Below are 12,142 nucleotides of genomic sequence, written 5' to 3'. Positions count from 1 at the left end.
ATTGCAAGCCCCGTGCGGGGGAGCCTACAGGTGGCCAGAGGCCAAGGTGAAGGAAGAGGCCATACGCTCTGCAGGTGTTTTCGGCGAATAGCAGGGCAGGGGCCTTGATTTCCTCAGGCTTTGGTGCAAAAGGGGCGCGCGGCGCTGACAAGTGCCGTTTGCCTGATTCTTCGGGTGGGTAGTTTGTTCCGCCCGTTCAGAGAAAAAGACCGTCAACATGTGAACCTATCGGATGCGGCCATCCTGGCCTCATCATGACGTTCCGAAGGAAGAAGCAATGCAAGGTCAGACCATTCGCATCCGCCTCAAGGCCTTCGATTACCGCGTGCTGGATGCCAGCACCCAGGAAATCGTTTCCACGGCCAAGCGCACCGGTGCAGAAGTCCGCGGGCCGATCCCGCTGCCGAACAAAATCGAGAAATTCACGGTTCTGCGTGGTCCGCATATCGACAAGAAGTCGCGCGACCAGTGGGAGATTCGTACCCATAAGCGTCTTCTCGACATCGTCAATCCGACCCCCCAGACCGTGGACGCGCTGATGAAGCTCGACCTCGCCGCTGGCGTGGATGTCGAGATCAAGGTGTAAGGGGGCAAAGATGCGTTCCGGTATTATCGCAAAGAAGCTGGGCATGACCCGGCTGTTCCTGGAAGACGGCAAGCAGATCCCGGTCACGGTGCTGCAGCTTGACGCCCTTCAGGTCGTGGCAAACCGCACCGACGACGTTGACGGCTATACCGCTGTTCAGCTCGGCGCCGGCACTGCCAAAGTTTCGCGCACCACTGCCGCGCAGCGTGGCCATTTCGCGAAAGCGAATGTCGCCCCCAAGCGCAAGCTGGTCGAGTTCCGCGTCTCGCCTGACAACCTGATCGAAGTGGGCGCCGAAATCTCGGCCGAACACTATGTTTCGGGCCAGTTCGTCGATGTCGCAGGCACCTCGATCGGTAAAGGCTTTGCCGGTGCGATGAAGCGTCACAACTTCGGCGGTCTTCGCGCGTCGCACGGTGTGTCGGTTTCGCACCGTTCGCACGGTTCGACCGGCCAGTGCCAGGACCCCGGCAAGGTGTTCAAGGGCAAGAAAATGGCTGGCCATATGGGGGCCGTTCGCGTGACCACCCAGAACCTGCAGGTCGTCAAGACCGATGCAGAGCGTGGCCTGATCCTCGTCAAGGGCGCTGTCCCCGGTTCGGCCGGTGGCTGGGTCACTGTCAAGGATGCCGTGAAAAAGGCTCCGCATGCTGACGCTCCGCGTCCGGCTGCCGTCAAGGCGCTCGCGGGTGCTGCTGCTCCGGCTGTGGAAGCAGTCGAAGGGGGTGAAGCATGAAACTTGATGTGATCAAACTCGACGGCGACAAAGCCGGTTCGGTTGACCTGAACGAAGCGCTGTTCGGCCTTGAGCCGCGCGCCGACATTCTGCACCGTGTGGTCCGCTGGCAGCGTGCGAAAGCACAGGCCGGTACCCATTCGACGCTGGGTAAATCGGATGTGAGCTATTCGACCAAGAAGATCTACAAGCAAAAAGGCACCGGTGGCGCACGTCACGGGTCCAAGAAAGCTCCGATCTTCCGTCACGGTGGTGTCTATAAGGGCCCGCAGCCCCGCAGCCACGCCCATGACCTGCCGAAGAAGTTCCGTGCGCTCGGTCTGCGTCACGCGCTTTCGGCCAAGGCCAAAGCCGGCGAACTGGTGATCCTCGACAGCCTCGCGCTGGCCGATGCGAAAACCGGTCTTCTGGCCAAAACCCTGGGCGAGCGTGGCTGGAAACGCGTTCTGGTCATCGATGGTGCAACGGTTGATGCGAATTTCGCACTGGCTGCCCGCAACATCGAAGGCGTGGACGTGCTCCCGACCATCGGCGCCAATGTCTATGATATCCTGAAGCGTGACACGCTCGTGATCACCAAAGCAGGTATCGAAGCTCTGGAGGCTCGCCTGAAATGAGCGCGAAAGCAGAACATTACGATGTGATCCGCAAGCCGGTCATCACCGAGAAAGCCACCCTGGCCTCGGAAAATGGCGCGGTTGTGTTCCAGGTTGCGATGGCATCGACCAAGCCGCAGATCAAAGAGGCCGTTGAGGCCGTCTTTGGCGTCAAGGTCAAAGCCGTCAACACCACCATCACCAAAGGCAAGGCCAAGCGTTTCCGCGGCCGCGCCGGTGAGCGTTCGGACGTGAAAAAGGCCTATGTGACCCTCGAAGAGGGCAACACGATCGACGTGTCGACCGGCCTCTGATCTTCTGATCGGTGAAATTGAAAGCCCCTGCGAAAGCGGGGGCTTTTTTTCGTTGTGGGGTATGGCGCTGCGCCACTCCGGCCCGAAAACGGTGCCTGAGGTTTCTGCCCGCTGCCGGACCGGCCAAAGCGGGCTTTCCGGCGGGCAGGCGGGGTGTTGCCGTCATTTGTCAACCAGGGGATACCTGCGTTGAGGCCGGACACAGGGGGAGGCACAAAGGCACCCGACCGGAGCCGCAACACTTTGAGGCCCGGAGCCGCGTAACAAAACCGGAGTGAACATGTCGCTGTCGAAAACCGCCATTGCGGCACTCAGCCTTTCCCTCCTGCCTCTCGCAGGACATGCCTTTACGGTTTCCAGCGAGTCGGCGGATTTCCTCGTCAGGGGCGGCGAAGCCGTGACCGGCAATCCGGTCGGGATCCAGGCGGAGAACCAGTGCTATCCTGCCAGTGACGACCTCTCGGCCCCCGGCAGGATCCTTGCCGATGGCGACTGGGTGGTGACCAGCGAGGTGTCTTTCTATGATTTTGAACTGGTCAGCTTTGCCGCCATCGCCACGCCTCGAGACGGTGGCGGCTGTGAGTTCTTCGATGGCAGGATCGCGGTCTGGAAAGACGGCGCCTTTGTTGCGCTGATCGAAGAGGGCGTCGCCGATCAGCTGCTGATCGGCCATATCCGCCCCGTTGACGGCACCGTAGTCGAGATCGGCAGCGGTGCGGTGCAGCCCGACACCGTGGGATATATCGCTTATGATGCGGCGACCGAAGAACTCTTCGTCACCGCGCAGCGCTAGGCAGGGCAGGGGCGCGGAAAAAGCGCACAGAGCTGTTGCCGCCCCAACTTCTTTCTGTTACCAGCCCTCCATCCCAAAGCCCCCGGATTCGTCCGGGGGTCTTTGGTTTTGCCGAACTCTTTCACCAGAAGGGGCAAGGCAACTCAGCCGGGGATCTTCGGAGCCCTTAACCCCGGGCCGAAAAGCCACCTTCAGATCGCAAGATCAGCGGGCGGCACTTATGGCCCATGAAGCAAACGGAAGACAGAGAACATGGCACTCAGGTCTTATAAACCTACGACGCCAGGCCAGCGCGGGCTGGTTCTGATCGACCGTTCGGAGCTGTGGAAGGGCCGCCCTGTTAAAGCGCTGACCGAAGGTCTGCGTAAACATGGTGGTCGGAACAATACCGGACGGATTACTGTGCGCCACCAGGGCGGCGGGGCAAAGCGCCTCTACCGCATCGTGGATTTCAAACGCGCAAAATGGGATGTCGCAGCGACCGTTGAACGGATCGAATACGACCCCAACCGCACCGCCTTCATCGCGCTGGTGCGTTATGCTGACGGCGAGCAGGCCTATATCCTCGCGCCGCAGCGTCTGGCTGTTGGTGACCAGGTTGTCGCCGGCGCCAAAGTCGACGTGAAGCCCGGCAATGCAATGCCTTTCTCGGGCATGCCGATCGGTACCATCGTGCACAACGTGGAACTGAAAGCCGGCAAAGGTGGTCAGCTGGCACGCGCCGCAGGCACCTATGCTCAATTCGTCGGTCGTGACGGCTCCTATGCGCAGATCCGCCTCTCGTCGGGCGAACTGCGTCTGGTCCGTCAGGAATGCATGGCAACCATCGGTGCCGTGTCGAACCCCGACAACTCGAACCAGAACTTCGGTAAAGCCGGTCGTCTGCGTCACAAGGGCGTCCGCCCGACCGTTCGCGGTGTGGCAATGAACCCGATCGACCACCCGCATGGTGGTGGTGAAGGCCGGACCTCGGGTGGCCGTCACCCGGTTACGCCCTGGGGCAAACCCACCAAGGGCGCCCGTACGCGCACCAACTCGACGACGGACAAATACATTGTCCGCTCGCGTCACGCCAAGAAGAAAGGGCGCTGATCCATGGCACGTTCCATCTGGAAAGGCCCGTTTGTCGATGGCTATGTCCTGAAAAAGGCAGAAGCATCGCGCGCTTCGGGCAAGAGCGAAGTGATCAAGATCTGGTCGCGCCGTTCCACCATCCTGCCGCAATTCGTCGGGCTTACCTTCGGCGTCTATAACGGCAAAAAACACGTCCCGGTCGCTGTGACCGAGGAAATGATCGGTCAGAAATTCGGTGAATATTCGCCGACCCGTACCTATTACGGGCATGCTGCCGACAAAAAAGCCAAGAGGAAGTAAGCCATGGGTAAGGAAAAGAATCCGCGCCGCGTGGCGGATAATGAGGCGATGGCCGTGGCACGTATGCTGCGCACCTCGCCCCAGAAACTGAATCTGGTTGCGGGCCTGATCCGCGGCAAGAAAGTCGACAAGGCTCTGGCCGATCTGACCTTCTCCAAGCGTCGTATCGCTGGCGAAGTGAAGAAAGTCCTGCAATCCGCGATTGCCAATGCCGAGAACAACCATGGTCTCGACGTTGACAACCTGATCGTGGCGGAAGCCTGGTGCGGCAAGAACCTGGTGATGAAGCGGGGCCGTCCGCGGGCTCGTGGTCGCTTCGGCAAAATCATGAAGCCGTTCAGCGAAATCACCATCAAGGTTCGTCAGTCCGGGGAGTCGGCATAATGGGTCAGAAGGTCAATCCGATCGGCATGCGCCTTCAGGTCAACCGTACCTGGGACAGCCGCTGGTTCGCTGAATCGAAAGATTTCGGCAACCTGCTTCTGGAAGATCTCCGCATCCGTGAGTTCATCCACAAGGAAGCCAAGCAGGCCGGCATCTCGAAAGTCGTCATCGAGCGTCCGCACCGCAAGTGCCGCGTGACCATCTACTCGGCGCGTCCGGGTGTGATCATCGGCAAAAAAGGCGCTGACATCGAGACGCTTCGCAAGAAGGTCGCGGCCTTCACCGCCTCGGACCTGCATCTGAACATCGTCGAAGTGCGCAAGCCCGAAGTCGATGCCCAGCTGGTGGCCGAGTCGATCGCACAACAGATGGAGCGTCGTGTGTCGTTCCGTCGTGCGATGAAGCGTGGCGTGCAGAACGCGATGCGCATGGGCGCCCTCGGCATCCGTGTGAACGTGGCTGGTCGTCTTGGTGGTGCGGAAATCGCGCGTACCGAATGGTACCGTGAAGGCCGTGTGCCGCTGCACACCCTGCGCGCGGATATCGACTATGCGCTGAGCGAGGCCGAAACCCCCTATGGGATCATCGGCGTCAAAGTCTGGATCTTCAAAGGCGAAATCCTTGAGCATGATCCGCAAGCCCATGATCGTCGCCTGGCAGAGGCAGCGGATGCTCCGGCACCCCGCGGTCCGCGCCGTGAGCGTGGCGACCGTGAGCGCGCCTGAGGAGTATTGAACAATGCTGCAACCAAAGCGCACTAAATTCCGCAAGATGCACAAGGGCCGCATCAAGGGCGAAGCCAAAGGCGGCTCCACCCTGAACTTCGGCTCGTTTGCTCTGAAATCGACCGAACCCGAGCGCGTCACGGCGCGGCAGATCGAAGCGGCCCGCCGCGCGATCACCCGCCACATGAAGCGTCAGGGCCGTGTCTGGATCCGTATCTTCCCGGATACCCCGGTTTCGGCAAAGCCGACCGAGGTCCGGATGGGTTCCGGTAAGGGCTCGGTCGATTACTGGGCCTGCAAGGTGAAGCCCGGCCGCATCATGTTCGAGATCGACGGTGTCAACGAGGAAATCGCTCGTGAAGCCCTGCGTCTCGGCGCGATGAAACTGCCGGTCACCTCGCGCATCGTGGCGCGCGAAGACTGGTAATCTGCCAGATCTTCGTGACAGAAACAGAAGGCCCCCGGCGGGAGATCGCCGGGGGCCTTTTCCGTGTGATATGGCTTAACGGTGGTCCGACCGGGCGCTATTTCGTGCTGATGACATGCCAGACGCCACCCTTGCCGTCTCCGGTCGCATCACCTGCCTTTTTATCTCCGATATAGAAATAGGCCGGCTTGCCGTCATAGGCCCATTGCATGGCGCCATCTTTGCGCGCCGTCATGGTCCAGCCTTCGCCCAGGGTTTCGCCGGTTTTGGCGAGATAGGGCGGCCAGTTGGTGGCGCAGTCGTCATAGCAGCTGCTTTCTGCGCCTTTGTCATTATCATAGGTATAGAGCGTCATCTTCGTCATTCCGGTCTCGGCCCGCACCATACCCGCTGAGCTGAGCAGTAGGCAGGCGAGGGTGAGTGTCACGCGTGAAGGTTTCATGATCAGGGCTCCCGAAAGAGGAATTCGACCGGCCGGACAGGCGACCTGCAGTCAGGTGCAGCCTGCGGTGCGCAAAGGATGCGCCCGGTTGGCCCGGATGCGTATTCACCTTTCCGAGACGGCGGGAGAGAACGGCCATCTCTGGCCGATCCGTGGGAAGATCCGGACCAGCAGGGTGGCAAAGGGCCCGCCGGAAGTTCTTTCTTGCCCTTTGGGTGGTGCTCCTGTATCAGGCCCCATCCACGGATCCGGGGCGACTCGGATTCGTTGATATTTCATTGATCCACCAGGTCAAAGGTCACCCGGCCACATGTCGGGGCCCTCTGGTGAATGTAAAAGGAAAAGGCGAATGACCGCCAAAGAACTGACCGGGAAAACCCCGGACCAGCTGCGTGACAGCCTTGTTGCGCTCAAGAAGGAAGCCTTCAATCTGCGCTTCCAGCAAGCGACCAACCAGCTTGAGAACACCGCCCGCATGCGCACCGTGCGCCGCGAAGTGGCCCGTATCAAAACCGTTCTCGGCCAAAAAGCCGCTGAAGCTGCGAAGTAAGGATCAGACCCATGCCGAAGCGCATCCTGACTGGCACCGTGACCTCCGACAAGAACGAGCAGACCATCACTGTCTCGGTCGAGCGTCGTTTCAAGCACCCGCTGCTGCAGAAAACGGTCCGTAAGTCGAAGAAATACCGCGCCCATGACGCGGAAAACAAATTCAAAGTGGGTGACACTGTTCGTATCGAGGAGTGCGCGCCGATTTCGAAGACGAAGCGTTGGACGGTGGTGGTCGAGGCCTGAGCAATCAGTCCTCTCCATACCGTTCAGCTACAACTGAGCGATACCCCGGGGCGGTTGATCGCTGTCCCCGAAGGTCGGGAGAAACCAAATGATCCAGATGCAGACCAATCTGGATGTAGCTGATAACTCCGGCGCCCGCCGGGTTCAGTGCATCAAGGTTCTGGGCGGCTCGCACCGCCGCTACGCATCCGTGGGCGACATCATCGTGGTGTCGGTCAAGGAGGCGATTCCTAAGGGTCGCGTTAAGAAAGGTGACGTGCGTAAAGCCGTCGTCGTTCGCACCGCGAAAGAAGTTCGTCGTGAAGATGGCACCGCCATCCGTTTCGACCGCAACGCTGCCGTCATCCTGAACAACCAGGGCGAGCCGGTCGGTACCCGTATCTTCGGGCCGGTGGTTCGTGAGCTGCGCGCGAAGAACTTCATGAAGATCATCTCGCTGGCGCCGGAGGTGCTGTGATATGGCTGCTAAGCTGAAAAAAGGCGACACCGTCGTCGTTCTGACCGGCAAGGACAAGGGCAAGCAAGGCGAGATCTCGTCTGTTTCGCCGAAAGCCGGCAAAGCTGTGGTTGATGGCGTGAACATCGCGATCCGTCACACCAAGCAATCCGCAGGCAGCCAGGGTGGCCGCATCCCGAAAGCGATGCCGATCGACCTGTCGAACCTCGCGCTGCTCGACAAAAACGGCAAAGCGACCCGCGTTGGCTTCCGTGAGGAAGACGGCAAGAAGATCCGCTTCGCCAAGACCACCGGGGAGGCTATCTGATGTCGGATAAAGCAACCTATACCCCGCGTCTGAAGGCCGAGTTCAAGACCAAGATCCGCGCCGCTCTTAAGGAGGAATTCTCCTATAAGAACGACATGCAGATCCCGCGTCTGGAAAAGATCGTCCTGAACATGGGCGTTGGTGAAGCGGTGAAAGACACCAAGAAGGTCAAGCAGGCCTCCGAGGAGCTTTCGCAGATCGCCGGCCAGAAGGCCGTCATCACCAAAGCCAAGAAATCCATCGCAGGCTTCCGCGTTCGTGAAGAGATGCCGCTCGGCACCAAAGTCACGCTGCGCGGCGACAAGATGTATGAATTCCTTGATCGTCTGATCAACGTGGCTCTGCCGCGCGTCCGCGACTTCCGCGGCGTGAAAGGCACCTCGTTTGACGGCAATGGCAACTATGCCATGGGCCTGAAAGAGCACATCGTTTTCCCGGAAATCGAATTCGACAAAGTCGATGAAGTTCTGGGTATGGACATCATCATCTGCACGAACGCCAAGTCGGATGCCGAAGCAAAATCCCTGCTGAAGCATTTCAACATGCCGTTCACGGCCTGATCGCGAGGAACCTGAAACATGGCTAAGAAATCCATGGTGAACCGCGAAGTGAAGCGCGAAAAGCTGGTGGCACAACATGCCACCAAGCGCGCTGCACTCAAGGCGGTGATCAATGACCAAGAGAAGCCGATTGAAGAGCGCTTTGCGGCGACTCTGAAACTGGCTGAGATGCCCCGCAACTCCTCGGCTGTGCGCATGCATAACCGTTGCCAGCTGACGGGTCGTCCGCATGCTTACTACCGTAAGCTGAAACTGTCGCGGATCAAGCTGCGTGACCTGGCCTCGTTCGGCCAGATCCCGGGCATGGTCAAGTCGAGCTGGTAAGGGAGAAAGCAGATGCCTGTTAATGATCCCATCGGCGATATGCTGACCCGTATCCGTAACTCGTCGCTGCGCGGCAAGTCCACGGTTTCGACCCCGGCTTCGACCCTGCGCGCCCGCGTCCTCGACGTGCTGCTCGCAGAAGGTTACATCCGCGGTTATGAAAAAGCCGAGACCTCGAATGGTCAGGGCGAATTCACCATCAGCCTGAAATACTACGAAGGCGAGCCGGTCATCCGCGAATTGAAGCGGGTCTCCAAGCCGGGCCGTCGCGTGTATATGGGCGTTGAGCAGCTTCCCTCGGTCCGCAATGGACTTGGCGTCGCGATCGTCTCGACCCCGAAGGGCGTTCTGTCGGATGCAAATGCACGCGCAGCCAATGTTGGCGGCGAAGTGCTTTGCACCGTGTTCTGAGGAGGGTTTAATGTCTCGTATCGGCAAAAAACCCGTAGAGCTGGCGAAGGGCGTTACCGCGTCCGTCTCCGGCCAGACCATCGAAGTCAAGGGGCCGAAAGGCACCCGTTCCTTCACCGCTGGCGACAATGTGTCGGTCACTGTTGAGGGCAATGAAGTGAAAGTCACCCCGCGTGGCCTTTCCAAAATTGCTCGTCAGCAATGGGGCATGTCGCGTTCGATGATCGAAAATCTTGTGACCGGTGTGACCACCGGCTTCAAGAAAGAGATGGAGATCCAGGGCGTTGGTTATCGTGCGGCGATGGCTGGCAATGTTCTGAAACTGTCTCTGGGCTTCTCGCATGAAGTGAATTTCGAAGTGCCGAAGGGGATCACCGTTACGACCCCGAAGCCCACCGAGATCACCGTCGAGGGCATCGATCAGCAGGAAGTCGGCCAGGTGGCAGCGAACATCCGCAACTGGAAGCGTCCCGAGCCCTACAAGGGCAAAGGGATCCGCTACAAGGGCGAGTTCGTCTTCCGCAAGGAAGGCAAGAAGAAGTAAGGGGCGCAAAAATGGCTTTGAACAAACGAGAGCTGTTCCTGAAGCGCCGCTTGCGCGTACGGAACAAAATCAAATCGGCGAATGCAGGTCGTCTGCGTCTCTCCGTTCACCGCTCGTCGAAAAACATCAGCGTTCAGCTGATCGACGATGTGAAGGGCGTGACCCTGGCAGCTGCCTCGTCGCTGGAAAAAGAACTGGGCGTCGTTGGCAAGAACAACGTCGAAGCAGCCGCGAAAGTGGGTGCAGCGATTGCAGAACGCGCCAAAGCAGCTGGTGTGGAAGAAGTTTACTTCGACCGCGGTGGTTTCCTCTTCCACGGCAAAATCAAGGCTCTGGCCGATGCTGCTCGTGAAGGCGGTCTGAAGTTCTGATCCCTGCGGGTGGCGATGGGTTTTTACTTACCCCGCGCCACCCCGATGATCCGGGAGCGCTGCACATTCGGGAAACCGGGCCTGGCAGCATCTCACCAGGATTGAACCAAATCAGGCGCGGCTCGCCCGTGCCACTCACGGAAAGGACTCTGTCACATGGCAGAACGTGATAACCGCCGGGAGCGTCGTGACGACCGTCGCGAAGAGACCCCGGAATTCGCAGATCGCCTCGTCGCGATCAACCGCGTGTCGAAAACCGTCAAGGGCGGTAAGCGCTTTGGCTTCGCAGCTCTCGTCGTCGTCGGCGACCAGCGCGGCCGCGTCGGTTTCGGCAAGGGCAAGGCGAAAGAAGTGCCGGAGGCAGTTCGTAAAGCCACCGAGCAGGCCAAGCGTCAGATGATCCGTGTGCAGCTGAAAGACGCCCGCACGCTTCACCACGACATCGAGGGCCGTCACGGCGCTGGTAAAGTCGTGATGCGGACCGCTGTTGCAGGTACCGGTATCATCGCCGGCGGCCCGATGCGCGCTGTCTTTGAAATGCTCGGTGTGCAGGACGTTGTTGCGAAGTCGCTCGGCTCGCAGAACCCCTACAACATGATCCGCGCCACGTTTGAGGGTCTCTCGAAAGAGAACTCGCCGCGTTCGGTTGCGGCACGTCGTGGCAAGAAAGTCGCCGAGATCCTGCGTAAGCCGGAAACCGAAGCGGCGGAGGGCTGATCGAAATGGCTAAGAAAACCATCGTCGTCCAGCAATACGCCTCGGCAGCACGCCGCCCGGCGATCCAGACCCAGACCCTGATCGGTCTCGGCCTGAACAAAATCAACCGCACCCGCGAGCTGGAAGATACCCCGGCAGTGCGCGGCATGGTCAACAAGATCCCGCATCTTGTGAAGATCATCGAAGAGCGCGGCTGAGCCTCGCAAGAGTTCTGAAAACGCCCCGGTCCCCGCGACCGGGGCGTTTTCTTTTTGCGCCACTGCCGCCAGGATGGTGCCGCATTACGAAAGGACCGCGCGTGCATCTGGTGAACTTTTCCGAACTGATGGGGCCTGACTGGCGTTTCCCGGATCCTGTCTGCAAGATCCCGGGGCTGAGTTCGGAATGCCATGTCATCGCGCCGGGCAGCCGCTCCTGGGGGCTGCGGCTGAATTCATGGGCTGCGGCGCGGCGCGCGGTCAGGGCTGCGCGGGAGCGGTCAGATGCAGTGCTGGTCAGCCATTTGCCGGGCGCGACATTGCGTGTGGCCGCGCTGGCAGGGCCAGGATCACGCAGCGGGGCAGGGATAAGACATATCGCATTTGCCTTCAATTTTACCGATCTGCCGCAGGGGCGGAAGTTGCGCGCCTATCGTGCCGCGCTGTCCCGCGTCGATGAATTCGTCATCTTCTCGAATTTTGAGCGCGACCTTTATGCGCGTCATTTCGGCCTGCCACCGGAACGTTTCACCTACCTGCCCTGGGCGATGGAGGTGCCCCGCACGGGTGAGGTGGAGGCACCCTTCGATCAGCCCTGGCTGGTCGCGCTTGGCGGCGAGGGGCGGGACTATGCGACGCTGATGCAGGCTGCGCGGATGCGCCCTGATCTGCGGCTGGTGGTGATCGCGCGGCCCTATAACCTTGCGGGGCTGGAACTGCCGCCCAATGTAAAGGCCTTCGCCAATTTGCCGGCGGCCTCGGCCTGGGGGCTGGTCAGCGGGGCTGCGGGGATGCTGTTGCCGCTGCGCGAGGGCCGCACGCCCAACGGCCATATCACGCTGGTTGGCGCACAGTTGCTGGGCGTGCCGCTGGCGATCACCGATTCGCTCGGGGTGCGGGATTATGTCGACCCGGCCACTGCGCTGTTGCTGCCGCCCGCCAGCCCGGAGGCGCTTGGCACCGCGATGGAGCGTCTTGCGTCCGGCGGGGCCGGGATCCGGGAAATGGCGCTGCGTGCCCAGGACATCGCCCGTGACCGCAGCGCGCCCTCGGTCTGGTGCGACTGGCTGGCCAGTCTCTGA

22 protein-coding genes and 1 pseudogene are annotated in these 12,142 nt (G+C 60.4%); 22 read left to right on the top strand and 1 reads right to left on the bottom strand.

The features are described 5' to 3' along the window. Positions 1 to 277: 277 nt before the first annotated feature. The 10 genes and pseudogenes from rpsJ to rplP all read left to right on the top strand — a co-directional run bounded on the left by rpsJ (position 278) and on the right by rplP (position 5,935). A complete protein-coding gene (gene rpsJ, locus M3484_RS17330; RefSeq protein WP_092899250.1) occupies positions 278 to 586 on the top strand; it encodes a 30S ribosomal protein S10 in 309 nt (102 codons plus the stop codon). A gap of 10 nt (positions 587 to 596) precedes the next feature. Continuing rightward, positions 597 to 1,223, top strand: a pseudogene (gene rplC / locus M3484_RS17325) (50S ribosomal protein L3); the annotation flags it as partial. A gap of 95 nt (positions 1,224 to 1,318) precedes the next feature. Beyond that, the gene (gene rplD, locus M3484_RS17320; RefSeq protein ID WP_092899246.1) at positions 1,319 to 1,939 is read left to right on the top strand and encodes a 50S ribosomal protein L4; all 621 of its coding nucleotides are present in this window, start codon (positions 1,319 to 1,321) and stop codon (positions 1,937 to 1,939) included. Continuing rightward, entirely contained in the window at positions 1,936 to 2,232 is a 297-nt protein-coding gene (locus M3484_RS17315) for a 50S ribosomal protein L23 (RefSeq protein WP_249498469.1), read from the top strand. The genes rplD and M3484_RS17315 overlap by 4 nt, the downstream gene beginning before the upstream one ends. 280 nt (positions 2,233 to 2,512) lie before the next feature. Next, the gene (locus M3484_RS17310) at positions 2,513 to 3,025 is read left to right on the top strand and encodes a hypothetical protein (RefSeq protein ID WP_249498468.1); all 513 of its coding nucleotides are present in this window, start codon (positions 2,513 to 2,515) and stop codon (positions 3,023 to 3,025) included. A 252-nt stretch (positions 3,026 to 3,277) separates the two neighbouring features. Continuing rightward, entirely contained in the window at positions 3,278 to 4,117 is an 840-nt protein-coding gene (gene rplB, locus M3484_RS17305; RefSeq protein WP_249498467.1) for a 50S ribosomal protein L2, read from the top strand. A gap of 3 nt (positions 4,118 to 4,120) precedes the next feature. Further along, a complete protein-coding gene (rpsS, locus tag M3484_RS17300; protein ID WP_249498465.1) occupies positions 4,121 to 4,399 on the top strand; it encodes a 30S ribosomal protein S19 in 279 nt (92 codons plus the stop codon). Positions 4,400 to 4,447: 48 nt separating this feature from the next. Beyond that, positions 4,448 to 4,783 carry a 50S ribosomal protein L22 gene (rplV, locus tag M3484_RS17295; RefSeq protein WP_502942477.1) on the top strand — a complete coding sequence of 112 codons (336 nt, stop codon included), beginning with the start codon at positions 4,448 to 4,450 and terminating at the stop codon, positions 4,781 to 4,783. Next, positions 4,783 to 5,508 carry a 30S ribosomal protein S3 gene (rpsC, locus tag M3484_RS17290; protein ID WP_092899234.1) on the top strand — a complete coding sequence of 242 codons (726 nt, stop codon included), beginning with the start codon at positions 4,783 to 4,785 and terminating at the stop codon, positions 5,506 to 5,508. Before rplV ends, rpsC begins: the two co-directional genes overlap by 1 nt. 13 nt (positions 5,509 to 5,521) lie before the next feature. Next, the gene (rplP, locus tag M3484_RS17285) at positions 5,522 to 5,935 is read left to right on the top strand and encodes a 50S ribosomal protein L16 (RefSeq protein WP_092899232.1); all 414 of its coding nucleotides are present in this window, start codon (positions 5,522 to 5,524) and stop codon (positions 5,933 to 5,935) included. 97 nt (positions 5,936 to 6,032) lie between these two features. Here the strand turns inward: rplP and M3484_RS17280 are convergent, their stop codons facing one another. Further along, positions 6,033 to 6,377 carry a COG4315 family predicted lipoprotein gene (locus M3484_RS17280; RefSeq protein WP_249498458.1) on the bottom strand — a complete coding sequence of 115 codons (345 nt, stop codon included), beginning with the start codon at positions 6,375 to 6,377 and terminating at the stop codon, positions 6,033 to 6,035. Positions 6,378 to 6,726: 349 nt separating this feature from the next. Between M3484_RS17280 and rpmC the strand changes: the two genes are divergently transcribed. The 12 genes from rpmC to M3484_RS17220 all read left to right on the top strand — a co-directional run bounded on the left by rpmC (position 6,727) and on the right by M3484_RS17220 (position 12,142). Beyond that, complete coding sequence (rpmC, locus tag M3484_RS17275) at positions 6,727 to 6,927, top strand: 50S ribosomal protein L29 (protein WP_092899227.1); 201 nt, start codon at positions 6,727 to 6,729, stop codon at positions 6,925 to 6,927. An 11-nt stretch (positions 6,928 to 6,938) separates the two neighbouring features. Further along, positions 6,939 to 7,172 carry a 30S ribosomal protein S17 gene (gene rpsQ / locus M3484_RS17270; RefSeq protein ID WP_092899225.1) on the top strand — a complete coding sequence of 78 codons (234 nt, stop codon included), beginning with the start codon at positions 6,939 to 6,941 and terminating at the stop codon, positions 7,170 to 7,172. A gap of 88 nt (positions 7,173 to 7,260) precedes the next feature. After that, positions 7,261 to 7,629 carry a 50S ribosomal protein L14 gene (gene rplN / locus M3484_RS17265; RefSeq protein ID WP_013066055.1) on the top strand — a complete coding sequence of 123 codons (369 nt, stop codon included), beginning with the start codon at positions 7,261 to 7,263 and terminating at the stop codon, positions 7,627 to 7,629. A 1-nt stretch (position 7,630) separates the two neighbouring features. Continuing rightward, the gene (gene rplX, locus M3484_RS17260) at positions 7,631 to 7,936 is read left to right on the top strand and encodes a 50S ribosomal protein L24 (RefSeq protein WP_092899223.1); all 306 of its coding nucleotides are present in this window, start codon (positions 7,631 to 7,633) and stop codon (positions 7,934 to 7,936) included. After that, positions 7,936 to 8,496, top strand: a complete 561-nt coding sequence (rplE, locus tag M3484_RS17255) for a 50S ribosomal protein L5 (RefSeq protein ID WP_092899221.1) — start codon at positions 7,936 to 7,938, stop codon at positions 8,494 to 8,496. The genes rplX and rplE overlap by 1 nt, the downstream gene beginning before the upstream one ends. Before the next feature lie 18 nt (positions 8,497 to 8,514). Then, on the top strand, positions 8,515 to 8,820 hold the full coding sequence (gene rpsN / locus M3484_RS17250; RefSeq protein WP_092899219.1) for a 30S ribosomal protein S14: 306 nt from the start codon (positions 8,515 to 8,517) through the stop codon (positions 8,818 to 8,820). A 12-nt stretch (positions 8,821 to 8,832) separates the two neighbouring features. Beyond that, complete coding sequence (gene rpsH, locus M3484_RS17245; RefSeq protein WP_092899217.1) at positions 8,833 to 9,231, top strand: 30S ribosomal protein S8; 399 nt, start codon at positions 8,833 to 8,835, stop codon at positions 9,229 to 9,231. Positions 9,232 to 9,241: 10 nt separating this feature from the next. Continuing rightward, positions 9,242 to 9,775: a 50S ribosomal protein L6 gene (gene rplF / locus M3484_RS17240; protein WP_092899215.1), complete on the top strand. Its 534-nt coding sequence runs from the start codon at positions 9,242 to 9,244 to the stop codon at positions 9,773 to 9,775. 11 nt (positions 9,776 to 9,786) lie between these two features. After that, positions 9,787 to 10,146 (top strand): 50S ribosomal protein L18, encoded by a 360-nt coding sequence (gene rplR, locus M3484_RS17235; protein WP_092899213.1) that lies wholly within the window; start codon positions 9,787 to 9,789, stop codon positions 10,144 to 10,146. 156 nt (positions 10,147 to 10,302) lie between these two features. Next, positions 10,303 to 10,863: a 30S ribosomal protein S5 gene (gene rpsE, locus M3484_RS17230; RefSeq protein WP_092899211.1), complete on the top strand. Its 561-nt coding sequence runs from the start codon at positions 10,303 to 10,305 to the stop codon at positions 10,861 to 10,863. Positions 10,864 to 10,868: 5 nt separating this feature from the next. Continuing rightward, positions 10,869 to 11,060: a 50S ribosomal protein L30 gene (rpmD, locus tag M3484_RS17225; RefSeq protein ID WP_092899209.1), complete on the top strand. Its 192-nt coding sequence runs from the start codon at positions 10,869 to 10,871 to the stop codon at positions 11,058 to 11,060. A 101-nt stretch (positions 11,061 to 11,161) separates the two neighbouring features. Further along, the gene (locus M3484_RS17220) at positions 11,162 to 12,142 is read left to right on the top strand and encodes a glycosyltransferase family protein (RefSeq protein WP_249498457.1); all 981 of its coding nucleotides are present in this window, start codon (positions 11,162 to 11,164) and stop codon (positions 12,140 to 12,142) included.

Source organism: Pseudomonas sp. GX19020 (assembly GCF_023371075.1).
Lineage (GTDB): Bacteria > Pseudomonadota > Alphaproteobacteria > Rhodobacterales > Rhodobacteraceae > Pseudogemmobacter.
The sequence above is the reverse complement of the archived record's forward strand: the minus strand, read 5'-3'. Positions and strand labels throughout refer to the sequence as shown.

Coding starts and splice junctions, on each gene's coding strand:
- M3484_RS17280 (WP_249498458.1), bottom strand. CDS start 6,377: ATGAAACCTTCACGCGTGACACTCACCCTCGCCTGCCTACTGCTCAGC.
- rpsE (WP_092899211.1), top strand. CDS start 10,303: ATGGCAGAACGTGATAACCGCCGGGAGCGTCGTGACGACCGTCGCGAA.
- rplR (WP_092899213.1), top strand. CDS start 9,787: ATGGCTTTGAACAAACGAGAGCTGTTCCTGAAGCGCCGCTTGCGCGTA.
- rpsJ (WP_092899250.1), top strand. CDS start 278: ATGCAAGGTCAGACCATTCGCATCCGCCTCAAGGCCTTCGATTACCGC.
- M3484_RS17310 (WP_249498468.1), top strand. CDS start 2,513: ATGTCGCTGTCGAAAACCGCCATTGCGGCACTCAGCCTTTCCCTCCTG.
- rpsQ (WP_092899225.1), top strand. CDS start 6,939: ATGCCGAAGCGCATCCTGACTGGCACCGTGACCTCCGACAAGAACGAG.
- rpsS (WP_249498465.1), top strand. CDS start 4,121: ATGGCACGTTCCATCTGGAAAGGCCCGTTTGTCGATGGCTATGTCCTG.
- rplN (WP_013066055.1), top strand. CDS start 7,261: ATGATCCAGATGCAGACCAATCTGGATGTAGCTGATAACTCCGGCGCC.
- rplB (WP_249498467.1), top strand. CDS start 3,278: ATGGCACTCAGGTCTTATAAACCTACGACGCCAGGCCAGCGCGGGCTG.
- rplE (WP_092899221.1), top strand. CDS start 7,936: ATGTCGGATAAAGCAACCTATACCCCGCGTCTGAAGGCCGAGTTCAAG.
- rpsN (WP_092899219.1), top strand. CDS start 8,515: ATGGCTAAGAAATCCATGGTGAACCGCGAAGTGAAGCGCGAAAAGCTG.
- rplF (WP_092899215.1), top strand. CDS start 9,242: ATGTCTCGTATCGGCAAAAAACCCGTAGAGCTGGCGAAGGGCGTTACC.
- rplV (WP_502942477.1), top strand. CDS start 4,448: ATGGCCGTGGCACGTATGCTGCGCACCTCGCCCCAGAAACTGAATCTG.
- rplP (WP_092899232.1), top strand. CDS start 5,522: ATGCTGCAACCAAAGCGCACTAAATTCCGCAAGATGCACAAGGGCCGC.
- rpmD (WP_092899209.1), top strand. CDS start 10,869: ATGGCTAAGAAAACCATCGTCGTCCAGCAATACGCCTCGGCAGCACGC.
- rpsC (WP_092899234.1), top strand. CDS start 4,783: ATGGGTCAGAAGGTCAATCCGATCGGCATGCGCCTTCAGGTCAACCGT.
- rpmC (WP_092899227.1), top strand. CDS start 6,727: ATGACCGCCAAAGAACTGACCGGGAAAACCCCGGACCAGCTGCGTGAC.
- rplX (WP_092899223.1), top strand. CDS start 7,631: ATGGCTGCTAAGCTGAAAAAAGGCGACACCGTCGTCGTTCTGACCGGC.
- rpsH (WP_092899217.1), top strand. CDS start 8,833: ATGCCTGTTAATGATCCCATCGGCGATATGCTGACCCGTATCCGTAAC.
- M3484_RS17315 (WP_249498469.1), top strand. CDS start 1,936: ATGAGCGCGAAAGCAGAACATTACGATGTGATCCGCAAGCCGGTCATC.
- rplD (WP_092899246.1), top strand. CDS start 1,319: ATGAAACTTGATGTGATCAAACTCGACGGCGACAAAGCCGGTTCGGTT.